Source organism: Dactylosporangium sp. CA-052675, assembly GCF_050947935.1.
Classification (GTDB): Bacteria; Actinomycetota; Actinomycetes; order Mycobacteriales; family Micromonosporaceae; genus Dactylosporangium.
In genome coordinates, this window is sequence record NZ_CP192010.1 from 5,660,744 (window position 1) to 5,685,388 (window position 24,645).

23 protein-coding genes are annotated in these 24,645 nt (G+C 74.7%); 11 read left to right on the forward strand and 12 right to left on the reverse strand.

The window, feature by feature from the left end; all coding sequences use genetic code 11:
* Nucleotides 1-10 precede the first annotated feature (10 nt).
* Nucleotides 11-919 carry an NADP-dependent oxidoreductase gene (locus tag ACQP1P_RS25925; protein ID WP_433073631.1) on the reverse strand — a complete coding sequence of 303 codons (909 nt, stop codon included), beginning with the start codon at nucleotides 917-919 and terminating at the stop codon, nucleotides 11-13.
* 49 nt (nucleotides 920-968) lie between these two features.
* On the opposite strand from ACQP1P_RS25925, the gene ACQP1P_RS25930 reads away from it, so the two are divergent.
* Both ACQP1P_RS25930 and ACQP1P_RS25935 read left to right on the forward strand, forming a co-directional pair.
* Nucleotides 969-1,577 (forward strand): TetR/AcrR family transcriptional regulator, encoded by a 609-nt coding sequence (locus ACQP1P_RS25930; protein WP_433073634.1) that lies wholly within the window; start codon nucleotides 969-971, stop codon nucleotides 1,575-1,577.
* Between the two features lie 86 nt (nucleotides 1,578-1,663).
* The gene (locus ACQP1P_RS25935) at nucleotides 1,664-2,092 is read left to right on the forward strand and encodes a DUF6069 family protein (RefSeq protein WP_433073637.1); all 429 of its coding nucleotides are present in this window, start codon (nucleotides 1,664-1,666) and stop codon (nucleotides 2,090-2,092) included.
* Nucleotides 2,093-2,116: 24 nt separating this feature from the next.
* On the opposite strand, the gene ACQP1P_RS25940 is transcribed toward ACQP1P_RS25935, so the two are convergent.
* Genes ACQP1P_RS25940 through kdpF form a run of 5 tightly spaced genes read right to left on the reverse strand, consistent with a single transcriptional unit; the run spans nucleotide 2,117 to nucleotide 9,179 of the window.
* Nucleotides 2,117-4,612, reverse strand: a complete 2,496-nt coding sequence (locus ACQP1P_RS25940) for an ATP-binding protein (RefSeq protein WP_433073639.1) — start codon at nucleotides 4,610-4,612, stop codon at nucleotides 2,117-2,119.
* Between the two features lies 1 nt (nucleotide 4,613).
* Nucleotides 4,614-5,414, reverse strand: a complete 801-nt coding sequence (locus tag ACQP1P_RS25945; protein WP_433073642.1) for a potassium-transporting ATPase subunit C — start codon at nucleotides 5,412-5,414, stop codon at nucleotides 4,614-4,616.
* Complete coding sequence (gene kdpB, locus ACQP1P_RS25950; protein WP_433073645.1) at nucleotides 5,414-7,426, reverse strand: potassium-transporting ATPase subunit KdpB; 2,013 nt, start codon at nucleotides 7,424-7,426, stop codon at nucleotides 5,414-5,416. The genes ACQP1P_RS25945 and kdpB overlap by 1 nt, the downstream gene beginning before the upstream one ends.
* On the reverse strand, nucleotides 7,423-9,090 hold the full coding sequence (kdpA, locus tag ACQP1P_RS25955) for a potassium-transporting ATPase subunit KdpA (RefSeq protein WP_433073648.1): 1,668 nt from the start codon (nucleotides 9,088-9,090) through the stop codon (nucleotides 7,423-7,425). Before kdpA ends, kdpB begins: the two co-directional genes overlap by 4 nt.
* On the reverse strand, nucleotides 9,090-9,179 hold the full coding sequence (gene kdpF, locus ACQP1P_RS25960) for a K(+)-transporting ATPase subunit F (RefSeq protein ID WP_433073651.1): 90 nt from the start codon (nucleotides 9,177-9,179) through the stop codon (nucleotides 9,090-9,092). Before kdpF ends, kdpA begins: the two co-directional genes overlap by 1 nt.
* Nucleotides 9,180-9,628: 449 nt before the next feature.
* On the opposite strand from kdpF, the gene ACQP1P_RS25965 reads away from it, so the two are divergent.
* The 8 genes from ACQP1P_RS25965 to ACQP1P_RS26000 all read left to right on the forward strand — a co-directional run bounded on the left by ACQP1P_RS25965 (nucleotide 9,629) and on the right by ACQP1P_RS26000 (nucleotide 14,739).
* Entirely contained in the window at nucleotides 9,629-11,134 is a 1,506-nt protein-coding gene (locus ACQP1P_RS25965) for a cellulose binding domain-containing protein (RefSeq protein ID WP_433073654.1), read from the forward strand.
* A 102-nt stretch (nucleotides 11,135-11,236) separates the two neighbouring features.
* Complete coding sequence (locus tag ACQP1P_RS25970) at nucleotides 11,237-11,464, forward strand: hypothetical protein (RefSeq protein ID WP_433073657.1); 228 nt, start codon at nucleotides 11,237-11,239, stop codon at nucleotides 11,462-11,464.
* A 30-nt stretch (nucleotides 11,465-11,494) separates the two neighbouring features.
* On the forward strand, nucleotides 11,495-11,908 hold the full coding sequence (locus tag ACQP1P_RS25975) for a rhodanese-like domain-containing protein (protein ID WP_433073660.1): 414 nt from the start codon (nucleotides 11,495-11,497) through the stop codon (nucleotides 11,906-11,908).
* A gap of 87 nt (nucleotides 11,909-11,995) precedes the next feature.
* Nucleotides 11,996-12,592 (forward strand): Hsp20/alpha crystallin family protein, encoded by a 597-nt coding sequence (locus ACQP1P_RS25980; protein WP_433073663.1) that lies wholly within the window; start codon nucleotides 11,996-11,998, stop codon nucleotides 12,590-12,592.
* 50 nt (nucleotides 12,593-12,642) lie between these two features.
* Nucleotides 12,643-13,050, forward strand: coding sequence for a four-helix bundle copper-binding protein (locus ACQP1P_RS25985; protein WP_433073666.1), 408 nt, complete (start codon nucleotides 12,643-12,645; stop codon nucleotides 13,048-13,050).
* Nucleotides 13,051-13,176: 126 nt separating this feature from the next.
* The gene (locus ACQP1P_RS25990) at nucleotides 13,177-13,479 is read left to right on the forward strand and encodes a putative quinol monooxygenase (RefSeq protein WP_433073669.1); all 303 of its coding nucleotides are present in this window, start codon (nucleotides 13,177-13,179) and stop codon (nucleotides 13,477-13,479) included.
* Between the two features lies 1 nt (nucleotide 13,480).
* Nucleotides 13,481-14,230, forward strand: coding sequence for a helix-turn-helix domain-containing protein (locus ACQP1P_RS25995; protein WP_433073672.1), 750 nt, complete (start codon nucleotides 13,481-13,483; stop codon nucleotides 14,228-14,230).
* Between the two features lie 110 nt (nucleotides 14,231-14,340).
* On the forward strand, nucleotides 14,341-14,739 hold the full coding sequence (locus tag ACQP1P_RS26000; RefSeq protein ID WP_433073675.1) for a ChaB family protein: 399 nt from the start codon (nucleotides 14,341-14,343) through the stop codon (nucleotides 14,737-14,739).
* A gap of 6 nt (nucleotides 14,740-14,745) precedes the next feature.
* Here the strand turns inward: ACQP1P_RS26000 and ACQP1P_RS26005 are convergent, their stop codons facing one another.
* From ACQP1P_RS26005 to ACQP1P_RS26015, 3 genes are read right to left on the reverse strand one after another with little or no spacing between them, the layout of a single operon-like run.
* Nucleotides 14,746-15,210: a (2Fe-2S)-binding protein gene (locus ACQP1P_RS26005; RefSeq protein WP_433073678.1), complete on the reverse strand. Its 465-nt coding sequence runs from the start codon at nucleotides 15,208-15,210 to the stop codon at nucleotides 14,746-14,748.
* Nucleotide 15,211: 1 nt separating this feature from the next.
* On the reverse strand, nucleotides 15,212-16,015 hold the full coding sequence (locus ACQP1P_RS26010; RefSeq protein WP_433073681.1) for an FAD binding domain-containing protein: 804 nt from the start codon (nucleotides 16,013-16,015) through the stop codon (nucleotides 15,212-15,214).
* Nucleotides 16,012-18,186, reverse strand: coding sequence for a xanthine dehydrogenase family protein molybdopterin-binding subunit (locus ACQP1P_RS26015; protein WP_433073684.1), 2,175 nt, complete (start codon nucleotides 18,184-18,186; stop codon nucleotides 16,012-16,014). The genes ACQP1P_RS26010 and ACQP1P_RS26015 overlap by 4 nt, the downstream gene beginning before the upstream one ends.
* A 99-nt stretch (nucleotides 18,187-18,285) precedes the next feature.
* Between ACQP1P_RS26015 and ACQP1P_RS26020 the strand changes: the two genes are divergently transcribed.
* Complete coding sequence (locus tag ACQP1P_RS26020) at nucleotides 18,286-19,368, forward strand: glycosyltransferase family 9 protein (protein WP_433073686.1); 1,083 nt, start codon at nucleotides 18,286-18,288, stop codon at nucleotides 19,366-19,368.
* Nucleotides 19,369-19,372: 4 nt separating this feature from the next.
* Here the strand turns inward: ACQP1P_RS26020 and ACQP1P_RS26025 are convergent, their stop codons facing one another.
* From ACQP1P_RS26025 to ACQP1P_RS26035, 3 genes are all read right to left on the reverse strand, one after another.
* Nucleotides 19,373-21,256 (reverse strand): amylo-alpha-1,6-glucosidase, encoded by a 1,884-nt coding sequence (locus ACQP1P_RS26025; RefSeq protein ID WP_433073689.1) that lies wholly within the window; start codon nucleotides 21,254-21,256, stop codon nucleotides 19,373-19,375.
* Complete coding sequence (locus tag ACQP1P_RS26030) at nucleotides 21,253-23,817, reverse strand: MGH1-like glycoside hydrolase domain-containing protein (protein ID WP_433073692.1); 2,565 nt, start codon at nucleotides 23,815-23,817, stop codon at nucleotides 21,253-21,255. The genes ACQP1P_RS26025 and ACQP1P_RS26030 overlap by 4 nt, the downstream gene beginning before the upstream one ends.
* Before the next feature lie 84 nt (nucleotides 23,818-23,901).
* Nucleotides 23,902-24,600, reverse strand: a complete 699-nt coding sequence (locus tag ACQP1P_RS26035; protein ID WP_433073695.1) for a hypothetical protein — start codon at nucleotides 24,598-24,600, stop codon at nucleotides 23,902-23,904.
* Nucleotides 24,601-24,645: the final 45 nt, after the last annotated feature.

The following is a 24,645-nucleotide window of genomic DNA, read 5'->3' on the forward strand; positions in this document are numbered from 1 at the left end:
CATCAGGGCATCAGGGCATCAGGACGATTCTGCCGGGCGCGTGGCGGGTCTCGCTCAGCTCGTGCGCCGCGGCCGCCTCGGTCAGCGGGAACCGCGCCGCGATCGGGATGCGCAGGCGCCCCGACGCGGCCAGGTCCACGGCCAGCGGCAGGGCGTGCGCCGCCAGGGGGTCCGGGCGGGACATCAGCACGCCGTGGGTCGCGGCGGTCAGGTCGGCGATGGTGACCACCCGCGACGGGGCGCCCGCGACCGCGATCAGCTCCGGCAGGGTGCCGCCCGCGCAGTCGAGCACCGCGTCCACGCCGCCCGGGGCCAGGGCTCGCACGCGGTCGCGCAGGCCCGGGCCGTACGCCGTCGGGATCGCGCCCAGGGAGGACAGCAAGGCGTGGGCGGCCGCGCGGGCGGTGCCGATGACCGTCGCGCCCCGGGCCACCGCCAGCTGGGTCGCGACCGAGCCCACGCCGCCCGCCGCGCCGTGCACCAGGATCGTTTGGCCCCGAACGAGGCCGAGGTGGTCCAGGACCCGAGTCGAGGTCTCCGCGGGACCGGCGGCGCCGCCCGCCTCGGCCCAGCTCCACGACGGCGGTTTCGGGGCCCAGGCGACGAGGACGGCATGGTCGGCGTTGGCGCCCCGGGAGGCCGGCGCGACCCAGCCGAACACCTCGTCGCCGAGCGCCGTGCCCGTCACGCCGGGGCCGAGCTCGTCGACCACGCCGGCCGCGTCGAAGCCGGTGCGGAACGGCAACCGGGTCGCGACGGCGTCGCGCAGGGCGCCCGAGCGGATGCGGGTCTCGCCGGTCGACAGGCCCGACGCGCGCACGGCGACGCGCACCTCGCCGGGGCCGGGGTGCGGCGCGGGAACCTCGGCGACGTGGACGACCCCGGGCGGGCCGAAGGACGCGAACTGGACGGCTCTCATGGGCCGGACCGTAACGGAACACCCTGTCCGGTTGGCTAAACTGAGAGCGGTGACGGCGCAAGTGAGACAGCGCTCGGACGCGCGCGACAACCGGGCCCGCATCCTGGCCGTCGCGCGGGCGGCGTTCGCGGCCGAGGGGCTCGACGTGCCCATGCGCGAGATCGCGCGGCGGGCCGAGGTCGGGGCGGCTACGGTGTACCGGCACTTCCCGACCAAGGAGGCGCTGTTCGCCGCGGCGTTCGCCGAGCCGATGGCGCTGTGCTCGGCCGTGGTCGAGCGGGGGCTGGCCGAGGCCGACCCGTGGCTCGGGTTCTGCCACGTGATCGAGGAGCTGATGCGGCTGCACGCGCTCGATCGCGGCCTCTCGCGCACGTTCACCTCGCGGCTGCCACGGGCCGTGGAGCGTCTGCGGGCCGACCGCGACCGGACGGTACGGCTGCTGCTGCGGCTCATCGCCGACGCCAAGGCGTCCGGGCACCTGCGGCCCGACCTCGAGCTCGAGGACGTCATCGTGGCGCTGATGGCCAACGAGGGCATCCGCGCCGAGTCGCCCGCGCTGCGCTCGGCGGCGTCGCGGCGGTTCGCGGCGCTGATGGTCGAGTCGTTCCGGGCCCGGCCCGGCGCGGCCCCGCTGCCCCCGCTCGCCCGGCTTTCTTAGCCGCTTCTTATCGCCAGGACGGTGGATTTCTCACGCCCGTGCCGTTTGCTGCGTGCATCAGCAGCGACAGCCGTGGGAGGCCCGCCATGACCAGTACCACCGCCCGTCTCGGCGCCTCGTGGAAGTCCACCCTCGCCGCCGCCGGCATCGGCGCGGCCGGGGGGTTCGTCGTCAACAGCGCGATCGCGCTGCTCGGCCGGGGCGTGCTCGACGCGCCGGCCGAGTTCATGCCGCTGCGGCCGCAGGTGTACGGCATGCTGACCCTCGTCGGCGCGCTCGCCGGCGCCGTCGGCTGGCACCTGGTCGCGACCCGCTCGGGCGACGCCGGCCGCCTGCTGCGCGTCCTCGTGCCCGTGGTGCTCGTGCTCTCGTGGATTCCGGACGTGGTGCTGCTCGTGACCAGGTCGCAGCCGGGCACCACGACCGCCGGCGTCCTCTGCCTGATGCTCATGCACCTGGGCGTGGCGGCGGCCGCCGTCCCCGCGTACCGGCGGCTCATCCCGCCGCGGTCCTGACCGCCGCGCCCGCCCCGGCCCGGCTCATCGCGGCACCGCCGCCAGCGTGAGGGTCATGGTCAGCCCGCCGCCGGGGGTCGGCTCCGGGGCCAGGGTGCCGCCCATCGCCTCGGCCAGGCCGCGGGACAGGGCCAGGCCGAGGCCCACGCCGGTGGAGTTGTCGCGGTCGCCGAGGCGCTGGAACGGCTGGAACACGCGCTCTTGGTCGGACTCGGCCAGGCCCGGGCCGTGGTCGACGACGCGGATCTCGATGCGCTCGGCGTGGGCGCTCGCGCCGAGCGACGGCGGGCGGCCGGGCGGGCTGTGGCGCAGGGCGTTGGCGAGCAGGTTGACCAGGATGCGCTCCAGCAGGGCCGGGTCGGCGATCACCTCCGGCAGCTCCTCGGGCACGGTGATCGCCACGGCCGCGTCGAGGTCGTCGGCGGCGCGGGGCAGGGCGTCGGCCAGGTCGACCGGCTCCAGCGTCATCGCGAGGGCGCCGGCCTGCAGCCGGGACATGTCCAGCAGGTTCTCGACCAGCCGGGTGAGGCGGTCCAGCGCCTCCTCCGCGGTGGCCAGCAGCTCCGCGGTGTCCTCGGGCGAGAAGTCGACGTCGGGGCTGCGCAGGCTGCCGACCGCCGCCTTGGCCGCGGCCAGCGGGGTGCGCAGGTCGTGGCTGACCGCGGAGAGCAGGGCGGTGCGCAGGCGGTCCACCTCGGCCAGGGTGCCGGCCTCGGCCGCCTGCTCGCCGAGGCGGCGCTGGCGCAGCGCGATCGCGGCGTGCGCGGCGAACGCCTCGACCAGGCGGCGGGCGGCCGCGGGCAGCGCGTGCCCGCGCAGGACCAGGGCCACGTTCTCCTCGACCGGCACCTCGGTCTCGCCGTCGGCCGGCGCGGCGCACGGCGTGTCGCCGACCCAGGCGGCCACCCGCCACGGCGCGTGCGGCGAGTCCCGCTCCAGCAGCGTGACGCAGGCGAGGCCGAAGGACTCCCGCACCCGCTCCAGCAGCGCCTCGAGCGGGTTGGCGCCGTGCAGGACGCTGCCGGCGAGGGTCGCGAGGGTCTGGGCCTCGGCCGAGGCGCGGGCGGCGTCGCGGGCGCGGCGGGCGGCGCCGTCGACGACGCTGGCCACGGCGACGGCGACCCCGACGAAGGCCGCGAGCGCGAAGACGTTCTCGTGCTCGGCCACCGTGAGCCGGTACAGCGGGGGCGTGAAGTACCAGTTCAGCAGCATGAACCCGCCCACCGCGCAGATGAGCGCCGGCAGCAGCCCGCCCACGAGCGCCGCCCCGACGGCCAGGGCGAGGTAGGCGAGGATGTCGCTGGGCAGGGACATGTCGCTGCGCAGGCCATCGAGCAGGACGGTCAGCAGCGGCAGGCCGGCCGCGGCCAGCAGCAGCCCGGCGAGGCGCCGGCGCCGGTCGAGACCGCCGGGGCTGCGGGCGCGGAACGCGAAGCGGCGCGCCTCCTCGTGGGTGACGAGGTGCACGTCGATGGCGCCGGACCCGGCGGTGGTGGTGACGCCCACGCCGGGCGAGAAGACCTGGGCGAGGCGGCCGCGGCGGCTGGCCCCGAGGACGAGCTGGGTGGCGTTGACGCCGCGGGCGAAGTCGAGCAGCGCGCCCGGCACGTCGGCGCCGAGGACCTGGTGGTACGTCCCGCCGAGGGACTCCACGAGCAGCCGCTGGCGCGTGAGGTTGGCCGGGTCCGCGCCGGCGAGCCCGTCGCCGCGCACGACGTGGACGGCCAGGAGGTCGGCGCCCTTGGTGCGGGCGGCGACGCGGGCGGCCCGGCGCACCAGCGTGTCGCCCTCCGGCCCGCCGGTGAGCGCCACGACGACGCGCTCGCGGGTCTCCCACGTCTTGTCGATGCCGTGGTCGGCCCGGTAGCGGTCGAGCTGGTCGTCGACCTTGTCGGCCAGCCACAGCAGGGCCAGCTCGCGCAGGGCGGTGAGGTTGCCGACGCGGAAGTAGTTGCCGAGCGCGGCGTCGATCTTCTCCGGCCTGTAGATGTTGCCGTGGGCCATCCGGCGGCGCAGCGCCTCCGGGGTCATGTCGACGAGCTCGATCTGCTCGGCCCGCCGGACCACGGCATCGGGCGTCGTCTCGCGCTGCGGCACGCCGGTGATCGACTCGACGACGTCGTTGAGCGACTCCAGGTGCTGCACGTTGACCGTGGTGAGCACGTCGATGCCGGCCGCCAGCAGCCGCTCGATGTCCTGCCACCGCTTGGCGTTCTCGCTGCCCGGCACGTTGGTGTGGGCCATCTCGTCGACGAGGGCCACCTCGGGGCGGCGGGCCAGCAGCGCGTCGAGGTCGAGCTCCGTGAACTCCGCGCCGCGGTACGTCAGCCGCCGGCGGGGCAGGACCTCCAGGCCGGCGAGCATCGCCTCGGTGAAGGGGCGGCCGTGGGTCTCCACGAACCCGACGACGACGTCGGTGCCGCGGGCGAGGCGCCGCCGCCCCTCCTCCAGCATCTTGTAGGTCTTGCCGACGCCCGGGGCCGCGCCCAGGTACACCCGCAGCATCCCGCGCGCCGTCATGTCAGCTCCGATCCAGCGCCATGTTGAGCTCGAGCACGTTCACGGCCGGTTCTCCGATGAACCCGAGCGTACGGCCCTCGGTGTGCTCGGCGACGAGCCGGCGCACGTCGGCCTCGGGCCTGCCGCGCGCCGCCGCCACCCGCCTGACCTGCAGGTCGGCGTAGGCGACGCTGATGTGCGGGTCGAGGCCGCTGCCGCTGGCGGTGACCGCGTCGGCCGGCACCGCCGGGTTCGCGGGGGCGTCGCCGCGGACGGGGGTCAGCACACCGCCGCCGTAGTCCGCGCCCTCCTTCGCGCACTCGACGGGCCTGCCCTCGTACGAGCGCCGGAACGGCATCGCCGGGCACGTCTGGAAGAGGCTCACGGCGTGGTCGGGGAACACGGCCAGCACCGCGGCGTGGCCGTCGGGCGTGCAGTAGGGCCGGGCGCCGTCCACGCCCTCGAGCTCGCCGACCGCCCGGCTGCGGCCGCAGACCTCGTCGAGGAGCTTCGTGTTCTCGGGCCCCAGGTTGCTGGCCGAGGTCGAGGTCGGGTCGTAGCCGTCGCCGGCGGCGGAGGGGCGGGACTGGAAGTACTGCTTGAGCGGGTTGCCCTTGTCGTCGGTGAACGACTGCCCGATGAGCGAGCTGCCCACGTTCTTGCCGTCCTTGGTGACGAGGGAGCCGTCGGCGTGGCCGGCCAGGCCCGGGACGCGGGCCACGGCGACCATGAGCAGCGGGTAGGCCAGGCCGAGCACGATGGTCAGCACGACCAGGGCGCGCAGGGCGGCGAGGTGCTGGGCGAGCCAGGCGGGTAGGCGCATCAGGAGATCCCCGGGATGTTCATGACGATGAGGTCGATGAGCTTGATGGCGATGAAGGGCACGATCACGCCGCCGGCGCCGTAGACGACCAGGTTGCGGCGCAGCATCGCGCCGGCCGAGCCGGGCCGGTACCGCACGCCGCGCAGGGCGAGCGGGATCAGCGCGACGATGACGAGGGCGTTGAAGACGACCGCGGACAGGATGGCCGAGGCCGGCGAGTGCAGCCGCATGACGTTGAGCGTGTCCAGGCCCGGGTAGAGGGCCGCGAACATCGCCGGGATGATGGCGAAGTACTTGGCGATGTCGTTGGCGATGGAGAACGTGGTCAGCGCGCCGCGGGTGATGAGCAGCTGCTTGCCGATCTCCACGATCTCGATGAGCTTCGTCGGGTCGGAGTCGAGGTCGACCATGTTGCCGGCCTCCTTCGCCGCCGACGTGCCGGTGTTCATCGCCACTCCGACGTCGGCCTGGGCCAGGGCCGGGGCGTCGTTGGTGCCGTCGCCGGTCATCGCCACGAGCTTGCCGCCCTCCTGCTCGCGCTTGATGAGGGCCATCTTGTCCTCGGGGGTGGCCTCGGCGAGGAAGTCGTCGACGCCGGCCTCCGCCGCGATCGCCCGGGCCGTCAGCGGGTTGTCGCCGGTGATCATGACGGTGCGGATGCCCATCCGGCGCATCGCGTCGAACCGCTCCCGCATGCCCTGCTTGACGACGTCCTTGAGGTGGATGACGCCGAGGGTCCGGGCCGGCTCGCCCGCGGTGCGCGAGGCGACGACGAGCGGGGTGCCGCCGGAGGAGGAGACGGCGTCGACGATGGAGCCGACCTCGTTCGTCGGGTGCCCGCCGTGGTCGCGGACCCACTTCATCACCGCGATCGCGGCGCCCTTGCGGATCTCGCGGCCGTCGACGTCGACGCCGGACATGCGGGTCTGGGCGGTGAACGGCACCCACGCGGCGCCGGTGACCTCGCGCTCGCGCAGGCCGTGGTGCTGCTTGGCGTACACCACGATGCTGCGGCCCTCGGGGGTCTCGTCGGCGAGGGAGGACAGCTGGGCCGCCTCGGCGAGCTCCTCGGCGGTCACGCCCTCGACCGGCAGCAGGCCGCCCGCCTGCCGGTTGCCCAGCGTGATCGTGCCGGTCTTGTCCAGCAGCAGCGTGTTGACGTCGCCGGCCGCCTCGACCGCGCGGCCGGACATGGCCAGGACGTTGCGCTGCACGAGCCGGTCCATCCCGGCGATGCCGATCGCGGACAGCAGCGCGCCGATCGTGGTCGGGATCAGGCAGACCAGCAGCGCCACGAGCACGATGCCGGAGACGGGCGCGCCCGAGTAGATGGCCAGCGGCTGGAGGGTGGCGACCGCGAGCAGGAAGATGATGGTCAGCGAGGCGAGCAGGATGTTCAGGGCGATCTCGTTCGGCGTCTTCTGCCGGTTCGCGCCCTCGACGAGCCCGATCATCCGGTCGATGAACGACTGCCCCGGCTTCTGGGTGATCTTCACGACGATCCGGTCGGAGAGCACCTTGGTGCCGCCGGTGACCGCCGACCGGTCGCCGCCGGACTCGCGGATGACGGGCGCGGACTCGCCGGTGATCGCGGACTCGTCGACGGAGGCGATGCCCTCGATGACGTCGCCGTCCCCGGGGATGATCTGCCCGGCCTCGACCACGACGACGTCGCCCTGCTTGAGGTCGGCCGCCCTGACCGTGGTGCCGTCGGCCAGGTTCGCCACGGTGTCCTGCTTGGCCCGGCGCAGGGTGTCGGCCTGGGCCTTGCCGCGGCCCTCGGCGACCGCCTCGGCCAGGTTGGCGAAGAGCACGGTCAGCCACAGCCACACCGTGATCGCCCACGCGAAGCCGGACGGGTGCACGACGGCGAGGACGGTGGTGAAGACCGAGCCGACCTCCACGATGAACATGACCGGGTTGCGCCACAGGGTGGCCGGGTTCATCTTGCGCAGCGCGTCGGGGACCGACTTCCACAGCTGTTTGGGGTCCAGCAGACCCGCGGCGATCATGATGCGCCGAGTCCTTCCGCGAGGGGGCCGAGCGCGACGGCCGGCAGGTAGGTGAGCAGCACGACGACGACCGTGACGGCCACGACCATGCCGATGAAGAGGGGTTGGTACGTCCGCAGCGTGCCCGCGGACGCCGGCACGGGCTGCTGGCGGGCGAGCGATCCGGCCAGGCCGAGCACGAGGATGATGGGCAGGAACCGGCCCAGCAGCATGCACAGGCCGAGCGCGGTGTTGTAGAAGGTCGTGTTGGCGCCGAGGCCGGCGAACGCGGAGCCGTTGTTGTTCGACGCGGACGTGAACGCGTACAGCACCTCGGAGAGGCCGTGCGGCCCCGGGTTCGCCATGGAGCTGCGGGCCGAGGCCGACCCCATGGCGACCGCGGTGCCGACGAGCACCAGGGCCGGGGTCGTCAGCAGGTACAGCGACGCGAACTTGATCTCCCGCGCGCCGATCTTCTTGCCGAGGTACTCCGGCGTCCGCCCGACCATGAGCCCCGCCACGAACACCGTGATGACCGCGAGCACGAGCATGCCGTAGAGCCCGGATCCGACCCCGCCCGGCGCGACCTCGCCGAGCATCATGTTCAGCATCGTCACCATGCCGCCGAGCGCGGTGTAGGAGTCGTGGAACGAGTTCACGGCGCCCGTCGAGGTCAGGGTCGTCGCCGCGGCGAACGTCGCCGACTGCGGCACCCCGAACCGGGCCTCGGTGCCCTCGGTCGCGGCCCCGACCGCGCTCGGCACGGTGCCGCCGTGGTGGAGCTGCAGCGCGTTGAGCGCGATGGTGCTGCCGATGGCGAGGATCGCCATGATGCCCACGATCGCGAGGCCCTGCCGCTTGTCCCCCACCATCCGGCCGAACACGCGCGGCAGGCTGAACGGGATGAGCAGGATCAGGAAGACCTCGAACCAGTTCGTCCAGCCCGTCGGGTTCTCGAACGGGTGCGAGCTGTTGGCGTTGTAGAAGCCGCCGCCGTTGGTGCCGAGCTCCTTGATGGCCTCCTGGGAGGCGACCGGCCCGCCGGTGAGGTGCTGCCCGGCGCCGGCGAGGGTGGTCACCTCCGTGCCGCCGGAGAGGTTCTGCACCGCGCCGCCGGCGATGAGCACGAGCGCGCCCAGCACGGCGATCGGCAGCAGGATGCGCACGCTGACGCGCACGAGGTCCACCCAGAAGTTGCCGAGCTGGTCGGTCCTTGACCGCGCGAACCCGCGCACCAGGGCGACCGCCACGGCGACGCCGACCGCCGCGGAGAGGAAGTTCTGCACCGCCAGGCCGGACATCTGCACGAGGTGGCCCATCGTGGACTCGCCCGAGTACGACTGCCAGTTCGTGTTCGTCACGAAGCTCACGGCGGTGTTCCAGGCCTGGTCCGGCGCGACGGGACCGAAGCCCAGACTGAGCCACAGGTGGTGCTGCACGCGCTGGAAGAGGTAGAGGAACAGGATCGACACCGCGGAAAAGGCGAGCACACTGCGCGCGTAGACGCCCCACGACTGCTCGCCGTCGGGGTTGACGCCGGTGACGCGGTAGATCACCCGCTCCGCGCGCAGGTGCCGCGCCGAGGTGATGGCGCGGTACATGTAGTCGCCGAAGGGGCGGTACAGCAGCGCGAGGACGGCGATCAGCGAGGCGATGAACAGCACGCCCGCCAGGGTGGGGCTCATCAGAACCGCTCCGGGAAGAGCAGGGCGGCGATCAGGAACGCGGTCAGGCCGACCGCGAGGACGAGGCCGACGAGGTTCTCGGCGTTCACAGCCGCTCCACCGCCCGCACCGCCAGGCCGAGGACCGCGAACGCCGCGATCGTCAGCAACACGAACCACACATCAGCCACTGGGGCTCGCCTCCTTGTGGGCATGGATCGGCGACGCGGGTCCGCCGCCGCTGAGCCAGGTGCGCATCTGCCGGATGTCGCCGCTCCCGCCCGGCGATGTCCGTGCGGGCCGGGCAGTGGCGGCGAGGGGCGGCGCCCGCCCCCTGCGTCCGGCGCTGTTCGTCCGGCTCGCTGCAAGTGAAGACCCGCGCGTGTACCCCGCCCAGATGTCTTGATGCTTTCCCTACGCGCCCGGTGCGTTTCTTAACGCGTTCTTGACGCGTGCATGTTTCACCGGCGCCGCGCGGCCGGCCGCACGCGGGCGTCGAAGCGGTTGCGCGGCGCTCGGACATTCCTGTATGTCGATGCGTGACACCAGGAGGTGGATTGATGCGGTTCTCGAGCAACCGGCACTGGATGGCGGCCCTCGCCGCCGGGGCCGTGGCCGTGGGCGGGGCGCTCACCGCGGTCGCGCCCGCCGAGGCGGCCGCCGGCTGTCGTGTCACCTACGCCGTGACCAGCCAGTGGAGCGGCGGCTTCGGCGCGACCGTGAGCGTCACGAACCTGGGCAGCGCGGTGTCGAGCTGGAAGGTCGGCTGGGCGTTCGGCGCCGGGCAGGTCGTCCAGCAGCTGTGGAACGGCACGGTGACGCAGTCCGGGGCGCAGGTCACCGTGGCGAGCGCCGGCTGGAACGGCAGCCTCGGCAGCGGGGCGAGCACCTCGTTCGGCTTCAACGGATCGTGGACCGGGTCGAACCCGGCACCGGCCGCCTTCACGTTCAACGGTACGGCGTGCAACGGCCCCGTGCCGTCGGGCTCGCCGCCGTCGTCACCCGCGGCGTCGCCCTCGGCCTCGGCCCCGCCCGCCGGCCTCGCGCAGGTGCACACCCCGGGGCGGGTGCGGACCGGGAACGGCGTGATGCGGTACACCTGGCCGGGCGTCTACTTCGAGGGCCGGTTCCGCGGCACCGGCGTGGGCATCGGCCTCAACGACGCCGACAACGACTACGTGGTGCAGGTCGACGGCGCCACGGTGGCGACGCTGGTGACCCCCGGCCGGACCACGTACTGGGTCGCCGGCCTCCCCGACGCCGAGCACACCGTGCGCCTGGCGAAGCGCACCGAGAGCCCGTGGGCGGCCGGCGAGTTCTCCGGCTTCGTCGCCACGCCCGGCGGGGCGATCCTGAGCCGGCCCGCGCCCCGGCCCCGCCAGATGGAGTTCATCGGCGACTCCTGGACCGCCGGCTACGGCAACCGGTCCACGACCCGCGACTGCAGCGGCAACGGCGGCGTCACGCGCAACTCCGACGCCGACTCCGCCTTCGGCGCGCTGAGCGCCCGCAGCCTCGGCGCCGACTACCAGACGATCGCCTGGTCCGGCCTCGGCATGGTGCGCAACTACGGCGGGCAGAACACCGCGACGAGCTTCCGCGACTACTACGACACCGACCTGCAGGCGCTCTACGACAGCGCCCCGTGGCCGAACCCGGGCACCTGGAAGCCGCAGGTGGTCGTCGTCGGCCTCGGCATCAACGACTTCTCGACCGCGCTGACGGCGGGCGAGCGGTGGACGACGATCGACGCGCTGGCGGCCGACTACCGCACCGCCTACCTCGCGTTCATCGGCCGGCTGCGCGACCGGTACGGCCCCGACACGTACATCGTGCTCACCTACCCCGACCTGTCCTACCAGACCACCGCGTTGGCCACCTCGATCCAGCAGATCGTCCAGACCCGCAACCGCCAGGGCGACGCGCGCGTGAAGAGCCTGTACTACGACGACAACGCCCTGGGCCTGGACCACCTCGGCTGCGACTGGCACCCGTCGCTGCACGACGACCGGATCATCGCCGACACGCTGACCAGCTTCGTCAACGGCCTGCCGCTGGCCTGGTAGCCGAGCCGGATCCGCGCCCGCGTCTGTGGGAATTGCCACGAGCGGCCCGCACGGGCGGCTCGTGGCATTTCCTTGCCCGGCGACAAGCATATGATCATCGCCGTGTCAGAACGGCTCGTGCTGGTCCTTGCCGAGCGCGACTACCTGTACGGCGCCGGCGACCTCACCCTGCGCGTCCAGCTCGTCGAGGCCGAGGACCCCATCACCTACGACGACGAACTGTGGTATTACGTCCACGGCGTCCAGCTCGCCCGGGAGGGCCGCGAGGTCGGCGCCCGGGTCGTGGTCGTCCGCGGGCGGCGCCTCGCCGGAGCGGGGATCGAGCTCTGAGGCCCGCGCCCGTCGGGCAGAATCGGGGGCATGCAGCAGCTCAGCGCCGCCGGGGTCGATCGGGTGCTCGACGAGGCCCGGCGCGGCGTCCGGCGGTACAGCCCGCAGGAGACGGAGGCCGCGCGCCTTCGCGGTGCCCTGGTCGTCGACACCCGCACCGAGACCCAGCGCGCCGAGACCGGCGAGCTGCCGGGCGCGATCGTCATCGACCGGACCGTGCTCGAATGGCGGCTCGACCCCGCCTCCGACGCCCGGATCCCCGAGGCGACCGGGTACGACGTCGAGATCGTCGTGGTGTGCCGGCAGGGCTACAGCTCCAGCCTCGCCGCGCAGAGCCTGCGCCGGGTGGGCCTGCACCGCGCGACCGACCTGGCCGGCGGGGTCGAGGCGTGGCTGGCGGCGGGCCGGGCGCTGCACCGCGGCGAGGCCGACGTGCGCCGCTGACCCCCATCCCGCCCAGGCGAGACATCCTCACCCGGGGCCGGTCGAGCATGGACGCGACAACCGGCGCTCAGGAGGGAACGACCCGCCATGTCACTCGCACCGTTCTCCGCCCGTCACCGTCGCGGCGGCGGCCTCGCCCGGCGGCCGGGCTGGGACCCCGCCCGCGAGGTCGACGAGCTCAACGCCCGCTTCGGGCAGCTGATCCGGTCGTACTTCGGCGAATCGGGCCTCGCCTCGCCGATCGCCATGGCGACGGCGTGGCAGCCACCGGTCGACATCGAGGAGACCGACGACGCCTACGTCGTCGACGTCGACCTGCCCAACGTCGACCCGTCGGACATCGACCTGGAGATCCGCGGCGAGGAGCTGCGCATCTCGGGCAGCTTCGAGCAGCGCGACCGCGGCGGCGTCATGCGCCGCCAGGCCCGCCAGAGCGGCGAGTTCGAATACGTCGTGGAGCTGCCCAGCGGCATCGACGCCGATCGGGTCGAGGCCACCTACGACAACGGCGTGCTGACGATCACGGTCGGCAAGACCCGCGACACGCACCCGCGGCGCATCGAGATCGACCGCGGCTCCGGCTCCGGCGACCGCCAGATCGGCAAGTCGTCGTCCCAGAGCCAGCAGGCCGGCCCCGGCTCGCCCGCACCCGGCCAGAGCGGCTCGCCCCGTTCGCGCCGCTGAGGCCGGCCGTCCCCACATCCGAAGGCTCGACGAACTCCGAAGGAGGCACCATGACTGCTCCGACCATGCCGATGATGGAGACGCATCCGCAGCGCATCGAGGTCGACCGGGCCCAGCTGGCGGCGACGATCGACGCGATCGCCGTGTGCACCCAGGCCTGCATCGCCTGCGCCGACGCCTGCCTGGCCGAGCGTACGGTCGCCGAGCTGGCCAAGTGCGTCCGCGTCAACCTCGACTGCGCCGACGTCTGCGCCGCCACCGTCCGGGTGCTGCTGCGGCACACCGGCTACGACGCGAACCTCAGCCGCGCGCTGCTGGAGGCCTGCATGACGGCGTGCCGCAGCTGCGCCGACGAGTGCTCGGCCCACGCGAGGATGTACGAGCACTGCCGCATCTGCGCCGAGGCGTGCCGGACGTGCGAGGATGCGTGCCGCCGGCTGCTGACCGCGATGGGCTGAGCGCGATGAGCTGACCGCGGACGGTCACCGGCGGGCTGCGGAGGCCGTGCCCGGATGTCCGATGGAAGCGTGAACGTGTCCGACCGGCGGCGGCAGCCACAGGTCCGGAGACGCGAGGATCGGTGCATGTTCATCGCGATTCTCGATTTCCAGACCGCCGCCGCCGATCGGCCCGCGGCCCTCGCCCAGCTCGAGACCGAGCGGGGCCAGATCCGCGCCATGCCGGGCAATCTCGCGTTCCGGGTGTACGCCTCCCGGGAGGACGACTCGACCGTCACCGTCGTGCACGAGTGGCAAGATGAGGAGTCGTTCAAGCCGTACCTCGCCTCCGAGGCCTTCATCCGCTCCGGCGAGGTGCTGCGGCCCATGATGACCGGCTCCCCGGTGAGCCGGCGCTTCCACGCCGAACTGCTGGAGACGGTGGCCTGAGATGACCCGGCAGGCGTACAGCTTCGTGCGCACCTTCGCGCCCGAACCCGCGCGCGAGCTGTGCGTCGACCGGCACTACCTGCTCTGCGCCTCCGCCGGTGCCCTCCGGCTGGAGGCGCGGGGCCGTGCCTGGCTGCTGCCGCCGGCCCGGGCCGCGCTCATCGCGGCCGGCGAGCCGATCCAGGTCAGCCTCCCGCAGCCGGTCACCACGGCGTCGGTGCTGTTCGAGCCCGGGTTCACCGAGCCGACGCCGGCGCCGCTGACCGTCTTCGACCTCAGCCCGCTGGCCCGGGCGCTGCTGGCCGAGTGCGGCTCCTTCGGCGACAGCACCGAACCGCTGCCCTGGTACGGCGAGAAGCTCTTCGCCGCCCTGGCCGCCGTCGCCTGGCGCCTCGCGCAGACCCCGAGCCCGGTCGTCGTGCCGGCCGGGCGGTCGCCGGAGCTGCGCCGGGCCCTGCGGCTGACCGAGGACCGGCTCGCCGAGCAGGTCCGCTTCGAGGACCTCGCCGCCGAGATCGGGCTCGCCCCGCGCTCCCTCGCCCGCCGCTTCGAGGACGAGACCGGGCTCACCTGGCGCGCGGTGCTGCGCCGGATGCGGATCATGCGCGCGATCGAGGAACTGGCCGCGGGCGACACCCCGGTCACGAAGATCGCCTTCGCGGTGGGGTACACCTCCCTGTCGGCGTTCAACGCGGCGTTCCGGGAGCTGACGGGCAAGTCGCCGACGCAGTACCGGGAGAGCTTCGGCTGAGCGCCCGGCGCCCGGGCCGGCCGCGGCTCCGGGCGGGGTGAGACCGGGGGCGTTTGATCGGCGGTCCGGCGGGAATGCGACCTGGAGGTTCACGTTCGAAGGAGGATGCGATGCCCGCCAGGAAGGACATGCCGAGCACGCTCAAGCGGTCGCCGAAGAAGGCCCAGGACACCTACGTCAAGGCGCACGACGCCGCCGTGGAGGAGTACGGCGAGGGCGAGCGCGCCCACCGCACCGCGGTCGCCGCGGTGAAGCACTCGTTCGAGAAGACCGGCGACCACTGGGAGGCGAAGGGCCGCAAGGGCCCGAGCGACGCCAAGGCCGCCGGCGGGCGCAACACCCGCGCGAAGACCGCGGGCGGGGTGGACGCCAACGCCAGCAAGCAGCACCTGATGGACCAGGCGCGCCGGCTCGACATCACCGGCCGCAGCCGGATGACGAAGGCCGAGCTCGTCGAGGCCATCCAGAAGGCCAACAACCGGGCCACCCGCTCCGCGCGGGGCAAGTGACGCGGCTCAGCCCGGTGGCGGCGGGCGAAGCCCGCGCAGGCTCTCGCACGCGCGCCTGATCCCCTCGTAGCCGGTGCACCGGCACAGGTTCGACGTCAGCAGCTCCCGCAGCCGCCGCGGATCGTCGAGGACCGCCGGGTCCGACTCCAGGGCACCGGCCACGAGCATCAGGAACCCCGGCGTGCAGAACCCGCACTGCAGCGCGTGCTCGGCCGAGAACGCGGCCTGGATCGGGTGCTCGAGGCCCTCGACGGTCCGCACGGCCCGGCCGTCGCACTGCACCGCGAACATCAGGCACGAGCGCACCGCCTCGCCGTCGACGAGCACGGTGCACGCCCCGCAGACGCCGTGCTCGCAGCCGAGGTGGGTGCCGGTGAGGCCGCACTCCTCGCGCAGCGCGTCGGCGAGGGTGCGCCGCGGCGGCACCTCCAGCTCGACGGCCTTGCCGTTGACGGCCAGCGTGACGCGCATTTCAGCCCCCGTTCCGGGCCTGGCGCAGGGCGCGCCCGACCAGCACCCCGGCGGGATGCTCCAGCGTGGCGGCGGCGCCGTCGATCGCCGCCTCGTCGAACGGCCGGTCCGCCAGCGCCCGCTCCGCGGCGGCGGCGCGCACCGGGCGGTCGGCGGCGTTCACCAGGCCGATGCGGGCGGCGGTGACCCGGCCACCGGTCACCGTCACCGCCGCGAGGGCCGCGAGGGTGGCGAAGCTCGCCTGGGTGCGCCGGTGCTCCACGAAGCCGACGGCCGTTGCGGGCGGCAGCAGCGGCAGGTGTACCGCCACCAGCAGCTCCCCCGCCGCCCGCACGGTCGTGAACGGCCCGGTGCAGAAGTCGGCGGCCGCGACGAAACGGTTCCCGGCGGCGCTCGCGAGCTCCAGCCGGGCGTCGAGCGCGACGGCGACCGCGGGCCACTCGGCGGCCGGGTGGGCGTACGCGAGGCTGCCGAGCATCGTGCCGCGCGCCCGGATCGGCGGGTGCGCGATGTGCCGCGCCACCCGCCGCAGCAGCGAGCCGAGCGGACCCCCGACGCGGCCGGACTCGAACGCCCGGTGCCGCACGAGCGGGCCGACCCGCAGCTCGTCGCCGACGACCTCGAGCCCGTCGAAGCCGGGCACCCGGTTGATGTCCACGAGGCGGGCGGGGCGGGCGGCGCGGGCGTTCATCTCCAGCACCAGGCTCTGCCCGCCGGCGAGCACCCGGGTCCCGCCGTCGGCCAGCGCGTCGAGGACCTCGGCGGCGCTGCGCGCGGCCACGTACTCGAACGGTGCCGGCTTCACCGGACCACCGGCATGCGCAGGTCCTGCGGATCGTCGAGCCCGAGCGCGTCGGCGACGGCGTTGAGCACCGCCGGGGGCACGCCGATGCAGCCGGCCTCCCCAGCGCCCTTGGCGCCCAGCGGGGTGTTCGGGTTCGGGGTGCACGTCTCGGCGAGGCGCACCGGCGGCAGCTCGGAGACGGTCGGCACCAGGTAGTCCAGCAGGCTCAGGGTGAGCGGGCGGCCACCGGCGTCGTAGCGCACGCCCTCGTAGAGCGCCTGGCCGAGACCCTGCACGATCGAGCCCCGGGCCTGCCCGTCCACGATGAGCGGGTTCACCACGACGCCGTAGTCGTCGACCGCGACGAGGTCGAGCACCCGCACGGCGCCGAGCTGCGGGTCGACCTCGACGACGGCCGCGTACGCGCCGAACGGGAACGCCTCCGGCGGGCCGAACGTGTCCTGCGCCCGCAGCGGGGCCAGCTCGGCGAGCGGGACCGAGCGCCCGCCCGCGACGAGCGCGCCGGCCCGGTACTCGACCCCGGCGACCGGCACGTCCAGCACCTCGGCGGCCCGCCGCCGGGCCGTGGCCACGAGCTTCGTCGCGGCCCGGTGCAGCGCGGCCCCGCCCGTCTGCATCGAGCGGCTGGCGAACGAGCCGACGCCGGACGGTACGACCGCCGTGTCCTTCTCCACGAGCCGGACCAGCGCCGGGTCGACGCCCAGCACGTCCGCGACCACCTGCGGGAACGACGTCTCGTGGCCCTGGCCGGTGCCGCAGCAGCCGCTGAGCGCGACGAACGTCCCGTCCGGGCGCGCCTCGACGGCCCCGAACTCCTCCCCCACGCCGGAGCGCTCGACGTAGGTGCACAGCCCGATGCCGATCGGCCACTGAGCGGCGGCGCGGCGGCGGGCCTGCTCGGCGCGCCACCGCTCGATCCCGAGCTCGCGCAGCGCCACCTCGAGGGCGCCCGCGTAGTCGCCGCTGTCGTAGGTGAAGCCCGTCGGCGTCTCGTACGGGAAGGCGCGGATGAAGTTGCGCCGCCGCACCTCGGCCGGGTCGAGGCCGAGCCGGCGCGCGAGGATCTCGACGGTGCGCTCGATCGCGAAGGCGGCCTCGGGCCGGCCGGCGCCGCGGTAGGGGGCGGTCGGCGCGGCGTTCGTGACCACGGCCCGGGTGCGCACGTGGACGCTCGGGATCCGGTAGGCGCCGGTGGCCATCATCGACGTCGCCAGCGGCACGAACGCGCCGGTGTGCGGGTAGCCCCCGACGTCGGCGTCGATGTGCAGCTCGTAGGCGAGGATGTGCCCGTCGGCGTCGGCGGCGAGCCGGACGCGCTGGTGCTGCCCGCGCCCGTGCGGCGGCCCGCCCAGCGCCTCGCGGCGGTCCTCGAGCCAGCGCACCGGGCACCGCAGCCGGCGCGCGGCGGCGACGATCGCGAGATACTCGGGCCAGGTCTCGCTCTTGCCCCCGAACGCGCCGCCGACGTCGGGCACGATCACCCGCACGCGGTCCGGTTCGAGGCCGAACGCCTCGGCGAGGTCGTGGCGGAGCCGGTGCGGGGCCTGGTGCGACACCCAGACCGTCAGCCCGTCGTCCGCCTCGGGCCGGACCAGGATCGCCCGGGGCTCGATGGAGGTGTGGGCGAGCCGTTGCTGGCGGTACCGCGCCTCGACCACGATCGCCGCGTCGCGCCACACGCCCTCGTCGGCGGGCGTGCCGAACTCGCGCTCGGCGGCCACGTTGCTCAGCCCCGCGAACAGCTCCACGCCGCCGGCGGCCGCCTCGGTGGGGTCGAGCTGCGCCGGCAGCGGGTCGACGCGCACGACCGCGGCATCGCACCCGTCCTCGGCCAGGTAGCGGTCCGCGGCCACCACGACGGCCACCGGCTCCCCGTAGAACCGCACCCGGCCGGTGGCCAGCGGCGGCCACGGGCGGCCCTCGATCGAGGCGGGGTCCAGCATCGGCGGGGTCGGCGGCAGGTGGGGCAGGTCGGCGTGGGCGAACGCGGCCACGACCCCGGGCACGGCCCGCACCCGGCTCAGGTCGACGCCGCGCAGCTCGCCGTGTGCGACGGGGCTGCGCACGAACGCCGCGTCCAGGCACCCGTGGACGCGGATGTCGCCGACGTACTGCCCGGCCCCGCGCACGAGGCGCCCGTCCTCTCGCCGTCGCAGGCGCGCACCGATCACGCCCGCCGCCTACCCGCGCCGCGATCGGGCAAACGGCGGGCGTGGGCGGCGGCCCGGCGGGTAGCGGCCCCGCATGACTGTGCACCCGTCCGGCCGCCGATGAGCGAAGCCGCGCTCCCGGGCGTCGCGAAGATCGCGGTGCTGCGGGCCAACGCCCTCGGCGACTATCTGTTCGCGACCCCGGCGCTCGCCGCGGTGCGGGCGGCGTTCCCGGCCGCCGAGCTCGTCCTGCTCGGCGCACCGTGGCACGCCCGGTTCCTGCGGGACCGGCCCGGGCCGGTGGACCGGGTCATCGTCGTCCCGCCGGCCCCGGGCATCCGCGCCGCCGACCCGGGCGAGTCGTGGTCGGCCGCCGATGCGGACGCGTTCCGGGCCGCGGCGCGGGCCGAACGGTTCGACCTCGGGCTCCAGCTGCACGGCGGCGGCGCCCACTCCAACCCGCTGCTGACGTCGCTGCGGCCGGGGCTGACGGCCGGGCTGCGGGCCGAGGACGCGCCCGCCCTCGACCGGTGGATCCGCTACACCGTCCACCAGCCGGAGGTGTTCCGGTACCTGGAGGTGGTGGCGCTCGTCGGCGCGGCGCCGGTCGGCTTCCGCCCGTCGGTGACCGTGCGCGACGCCGACCGGCGCGAGGCGCTCGAAGCGACCGGCGCGCCGCGGCGGCCACGGGTCGCGCTGCACCCGGGCGCGGCCGACCCCAGGCGGCGCTGGCCACCCGAGCGGTTCGCGGCCGTCGGCGACGCCGCGGCGGCCGAGGGCGCCGAGGTCGTCGTGACCGGCGCGGCGGCCGAGCGCGACCTCGTGGACGCGGTCGTCGCCGGCATGCGGGCCCCCGCGCGGCCGCTCGCCGCCCGGCTGTCGCTGGGCGGGCTGGCGGCGCTGTACGAGGGCTGCGCCGTGGTCGTGGCCAACGACACCGGGCCGCTGCACCTGGCGGAGGCCGTCGGCGCCGCGACCGTCGGGCTGTACTGGATCGGCAACACCGTCAACGCCGGCCCGGTCGAGCAGCACCGGCACCGCGCGCTGCTGTCGTGGGCGATGCGCTGCCCGCGCTGCGGTGCCGACCGGACCGCCGAGCTGTACCCGGCGCGCGACAACGGCCCCGGCTGCGACCACCGCGACCCGTACCTGACCGACATCCCGGTCGCCGAGGCGGTCGCGGCCCTGCGGGACCTGCTGTGACGCCTCAGGCCGCGAGCAGCCGGCGGGCGCGCAGCAGCTCGGCGACCGACCAGGCCTGGAACGGGCAGCCCGTGGCCGCGTGCGGGGCGTCGCCCTCCGCGGTCTCCGAGACCGAGCCCAGGCCCCACTCGGCCAGGTGCAGCTCGAGGCCGTCCAGCAGGCCGGCCGTCGGCAGGCCCAGGCGGGCGCAGGCGTCGGCGTAGGGGCCGATCAGCCACGGCCACACGGTGCCCTGGTGGTAGGCGGCGTCGCGCTCGGCCGGGCCGCCGCGGTGCACGCCCCGGTAGGCGGGCTCCGACGGGGCCAGCGAGCGCAGGCCGAGCGACGTGAGCAGCGGGGCGCACGCCGAGACCGGGGCCGCGTCGCGGATCGGGGCGTGCGGCAGCGACACGGCCAGGAGCTGGTTCGGCCGTACCGCCGGATCGTCCCCGGCCGGCCCGTCCACCACGTCGAAGAGCCCCGCCCCGTAGGGGCGTACGAACCGGCGGCGGAACGAGGCCGCGGCCCGGTCGGCGTACGCGGCGAACTCGGCGGAGCCCAGCAGCTCGGCGGCCGAGGCGAGCGCGGAGATCCACAGCGCGTTGAGCTCGACGGCCTTGCCGCGCCGCTCGGTGACCGGACGGCCGTCGACCCGCGCGTCCATCCACGTCAGCGCGAAGCCGGGCTTGCCCTGGCTCAGCAGGCCGTCGGCCGGGTCGGCGGCGATGCCGAAGCGGGTGCCGTCGCGGTGGCGGGTCAGGATCTCCACCACCGGGCCGGCGAGCGCGTGGACGGTGTCGAGGTCGCCGGTGACCGCGGCGTAGCGGCCGATGGCGTGCACGAACCACAGCGCCCCGTCGGCGGTGTTGTACTCCAGCGTGCCGGTGTCCGCGGTGTTGGCCAGCATCCCCTCCGACACCGTGGCGCCGGCCCGCAGCAGCACCGCCCGGGCGTCGGCGTGCCGGTTGGTGGACAGGAACAGGCCCTCGAACGAGGTCATGAGGTCGCGTGACCATTCGCCGAACCACGGGTAGCCCGCGACCGCCGCCGGCCCGGCCGGAGTGTCCACGACGAACTGGTCGGCCGCGATCGCGAGCTGCCGGCCGGCGGGATCCCGGACCCCGGCCTGGCGCACGAGCTTGCGGGCCCGCTTGCGCGCGGCGGCGACGAGGCCGGCCGCGGCGGGCAGGGCCCCGTCGAAGGGTGTCGCGGCGGCGGTGATCTCGGCGGTGCCGCCGGAGGCGAGCCCGGCCTCGAAGCGCCCCGCCGCCCACAGGTCCTCGACGGCGTTGAGGCCCCGCGCCGCCTCCTCGCGGGCGTAGACGCCGTGGTACCAGTCCCCGCCGGGCCGCCAGCCCGGGCCGGTGACCCGGTAGGCGTCCTCGAACACGAACCCGTCCGCGGCCGCGGCGACCGCGGGCTCGCCGTACGCGGTGCGCTCGCCGTGCGCGTCCCGCCACGTGCACAGCGGCGTGAGCTCCAGGGTGATCTCGTGCGGCGCGCGCACGACGGTGAACAGCACGCCGGCCGCGGCCCGCCCGTGGGCCATCGCGATCTCGCGCTGGACGACCACGTCGCCGAGATCCCAGCGCCACCGCGGCACCCCCTCGTCGATGCGGAACTCGGCCAGGTGCCGGTGGCCGGCCGGGTCGACGCTGCCGCCCGCCCACTCGTCGGTGGCCAGCCGCACCGTGCGATCGCCGATGCGCACCACGGGCTCGATCGCGGCCAGGCCGAGCCGCCGGGCGCTGCCGCCGGGCTCGGCGACGACCAGCAGCCCGTGGTAGCGGCGGGTGCGCAGGCCCGAGACGGTGCCCATGGCGTAGCCGCCGAGGCCGTCGGTCACCAGCCACTCGCGCGCGCTCGCCGCGGCGAGGTCGCCGCAGACCTGGCGGCCGAGGGCGATCATCGGCGCACCCCCGGGCGCGCCACGAGCTCGGCGAGCAGGCCGGTCCAGCCGGTCTGGTGCATCGCGCCGAGCCCGGCGCCGTTGTCGCCGTGGAAGTACTCGTAGAACAGCAGGTTGTCGCGCCAGTTCGGGTCGTGCTGGAGCTTGCCGACCCAGCCGTGCGCGGGACGGCGGCCGTCGGGTCCGCGGCGGTACAGCGACAGCAGCCGCTGCCGCAGGTCCTCGGCGATCTCCCCGGCCGTGCGCATCCGGCCCGACCCCGTCGGGTACTCGAACTTCACCCCACCGCCGAGGTTCGCGTCGTAGTCCGCCAGCGTCCGCAGCACGAGATAGTTCAGCGGCATCCACAGCGGACCCCGCCAGTTGGAGTTGCCGCCGAACATGCCCGTCGTCGACTCCGCCGGCTCGTAGCCCACGCTCGCGGTCCAGCCGGGCAGCTCCAGGCGGAACGGGTGCTCGGCGTGCCAGCGCGAGAGGGCGCGCAGGCCGTACGGCGACAGGAAGCTCTCCTCGTCGAACAGGTGCGGCAGGATGCGCCGCACCCGGCCGGAGCCGGCCACGCCGACGCCCACGAAACGGCCGCCGCCGTCGGCGTGGATCACGTGCTCGGCGGGGATGTCGGCGAGGCTCTTGCACCGGGCCCGGACCCGCTGGAAGTCCTCCTCGCGCAGCGCCTTGGTGGCGAAGAGCGGGATGATGCCGACCATCGAGCGCACCCGCAACGGCACCGCCGAGCCGTCGGGCGCGCGGAGCATGTCGTAGTAGAAGCCGTCCTCCTCGTTCCACAGCTCCTGGCCGCCCATCGCCTCGGTGATGAGCGCGAAGTGCTCGAGGAACTTGACGACGAGGTCGTCCAGCGCCGGGTCGTGCGCGGCCAGCTCACGCGCCATCTCCAGCAGGTTCAGGCAGTAGAACGCCATCCAGGCCGTCGCGTCGGACTGCTCCAGGCGGTACCCCGGCGGCAGATGCGACCGGTCGATCGGGCCGATGTTGTCCAGCCCGAGGAACCCGCCCTCGAACAGGTTCCGGCCGTCGGCGTCCTCGCGGTTCACCCACCACGTGAAGTTCAGCACCAGCTTGGAGAAGACCCGGTGCAGGAACGTGCGGTCGCGCCGGCCGTCGATGTCGTACACCTGCAGCGCGGCCCAGGCCTGCACCGGCGGGTTGAGGTCCTCGAACGCCCACTCGTAGGCGGGGATGGCGCCGTTGGGGTGCTGGAACCACTCGCGGCACAGCAGCGTCAGCTGGTACTTCGCGAAGGCCGGGTCCAGGTGCGCGAGCGCGACGGCGTGGAAGGCCGAGTCCCAGGCGGCGAACCACGGGTACTCCCACGGGTCCGGCATCGACATCACGTCGGCCGCGTCCAGGTGCCGCCAGCCCGCGTTGCGCCCCTGCCGCCGCGCCGGCGGGGGTGGCGGCTGCGCGGGGTCGCCGGCCAGCCAGCGGGCCACGTCGTAGTGGTAGAACTGCTTGCCCCAGATCATCCCGGCGAAGCCCTGCCGCATGATGCGGGCGTCCTCGTCGCTCGTCCCGGCCGGCGCGACCTCGCGGTAGAACGTGTCGGCCTCCCGCTCCCGCTGCCGGAACACGTCGTCGAAGGCGGGGCCGTCCGGGTGCTCCGCCAGGCGCAGCCGCAGCTCGACGGTCTCGCCCGGGTCGACGGCGAGCCGGTACCAGAAGGCGGCCTTGGTCCCGGTGCGGGCCGGGTTCACGGTGTCGGCGCCGTGCACGACGTGGTCGTTGATGCCGTCCTTGGGGAAGCGCACCGCCGACTCGGCGCCGAAGAGGCGCTCGGCGTTGGTGTCGTTGTCGCAGTACAGCTGCGGCGGTTCCCCCTCGGCGCGCAGGGTCATGCTGCCGGCGCCGATGGCGTCGCCCCGGGCCTCGAGGCTCGGCCGGGGCATGTCGTCCCAGGACCAGGTGTTGCGGTACCACAGCGTCGGCAGCACGTGCAGGGGCGCCCGCTCGGGGCCGGCGTTGGTGATCCGCACCTTGACGCACACGTCGTCCGGGTCGGCCTTGGCGTAGTCGGCCTCGATGACGAAGTACCGGTCGTCGTCGAAGACGCCGGTGTCCAGCAGCTCGTACTCGGGCTCCTCCCGGCCGCGCCGCCGGTTCTGCGCCACCAGGTCCTCGTACGGGAACGCCCGCTGCGGGTAGTGGTAGCGCCACCGCAGCCAGCTGTGGCTCGGGGTGGCGTCGAGGTACCACCAGTACTCCTTGGCGTCCTCCCCGTGGTTGCCCTCCGTGCCGGTGAGCCCGAAGATGCGCTCCTTGAGGATCGGGTCCCGCTCGTTCCAGAACGCGAGCGCGAAACACAGCCGCTGCTGCGCGTCGCAGATCCCGCCCAGCCCGTCCTCGCTCCACCGGTAGGCCCGCGACCGCGCGTGGTCGTGCGGGAACGCCTCCCATGCCGCCCCGCCGTCGCTGTAGTCCTCGCGCACCGTGCCCCAGGCGCGCTCACTCAGATACGGACCCCAGCGGTACCACGGGCTCGCCTGCGCCAGCCCGTCCTCCGGCCGGCCGACCTCCGCCATCCGCTCCCGCTCCGGATTGCTCATGCATCCAGCGGACCAGCCCGCGGCGCGGGCGCCGACACCCGGCGCGAATGACGGCCGACGGGTCACGGCAGCGACGTGCTTCGATCAGGCGGGATCCGGCGAGCCGCCGCCCACGCGCCGGACCGCGAGCCGCAGCGGGGCGCGGACCCCGGCCCAGGCGGCCCGGTCGGCGAGCACCTCGCCGAGCCAGCCGATCGCCTCGGCCGACCACTCGGCGAGCCGCCCGTCGCGGTACACGTGCAGGCCCTCCAGGCTCGCCGGACCCGCGTCGAGCTCCACCGCCGTCCACGCCGCGGCCGTGTCGAACCAGCCGGCGGTGTGCAGCGCGGGCACCGGCGCGTAGGGCGGGCGCGTGCGCGGGTCGATGCCGCCGACCGGAAGCTCGAGGCGCACCGCGGTCACGTCGGCGGTGCCGGCCCGGGCGACGGCGTCGTGGGCGCAGCTCAGGAACGGCTGCACGGGCAGCGGGCGGTCGCCGGCCGGGGCGGTGACGTCGACCTGGAACCAGGCGACCAGGCCCGGCCCGGCGTCGGGGTGCGTCCAGCCGGCGTCGTTCACGCACCACAGGCCGGGCGCGCGGGTCGTGCGGTCCTCGGCACCCCCGCCGGCCGAGGTGTCGTCGAGCCACCCCATCGCGAGGGAGCGGGTGAGGAACAGGCCGTACGCGTCCGGCTCGGCGCCGGGGTGCGGGGCGAGCTCGCCGTACAGCTCGGCGACCATCGTCCCCGCGGACCGCCTCCGGGCGCCGGGCGCGATGCCGGGCCGCGCGACGTCGTCAGTCACCTCGCAACCGTACCGTCCTGGACGTTGCGGGCGGTGACGGCTCGG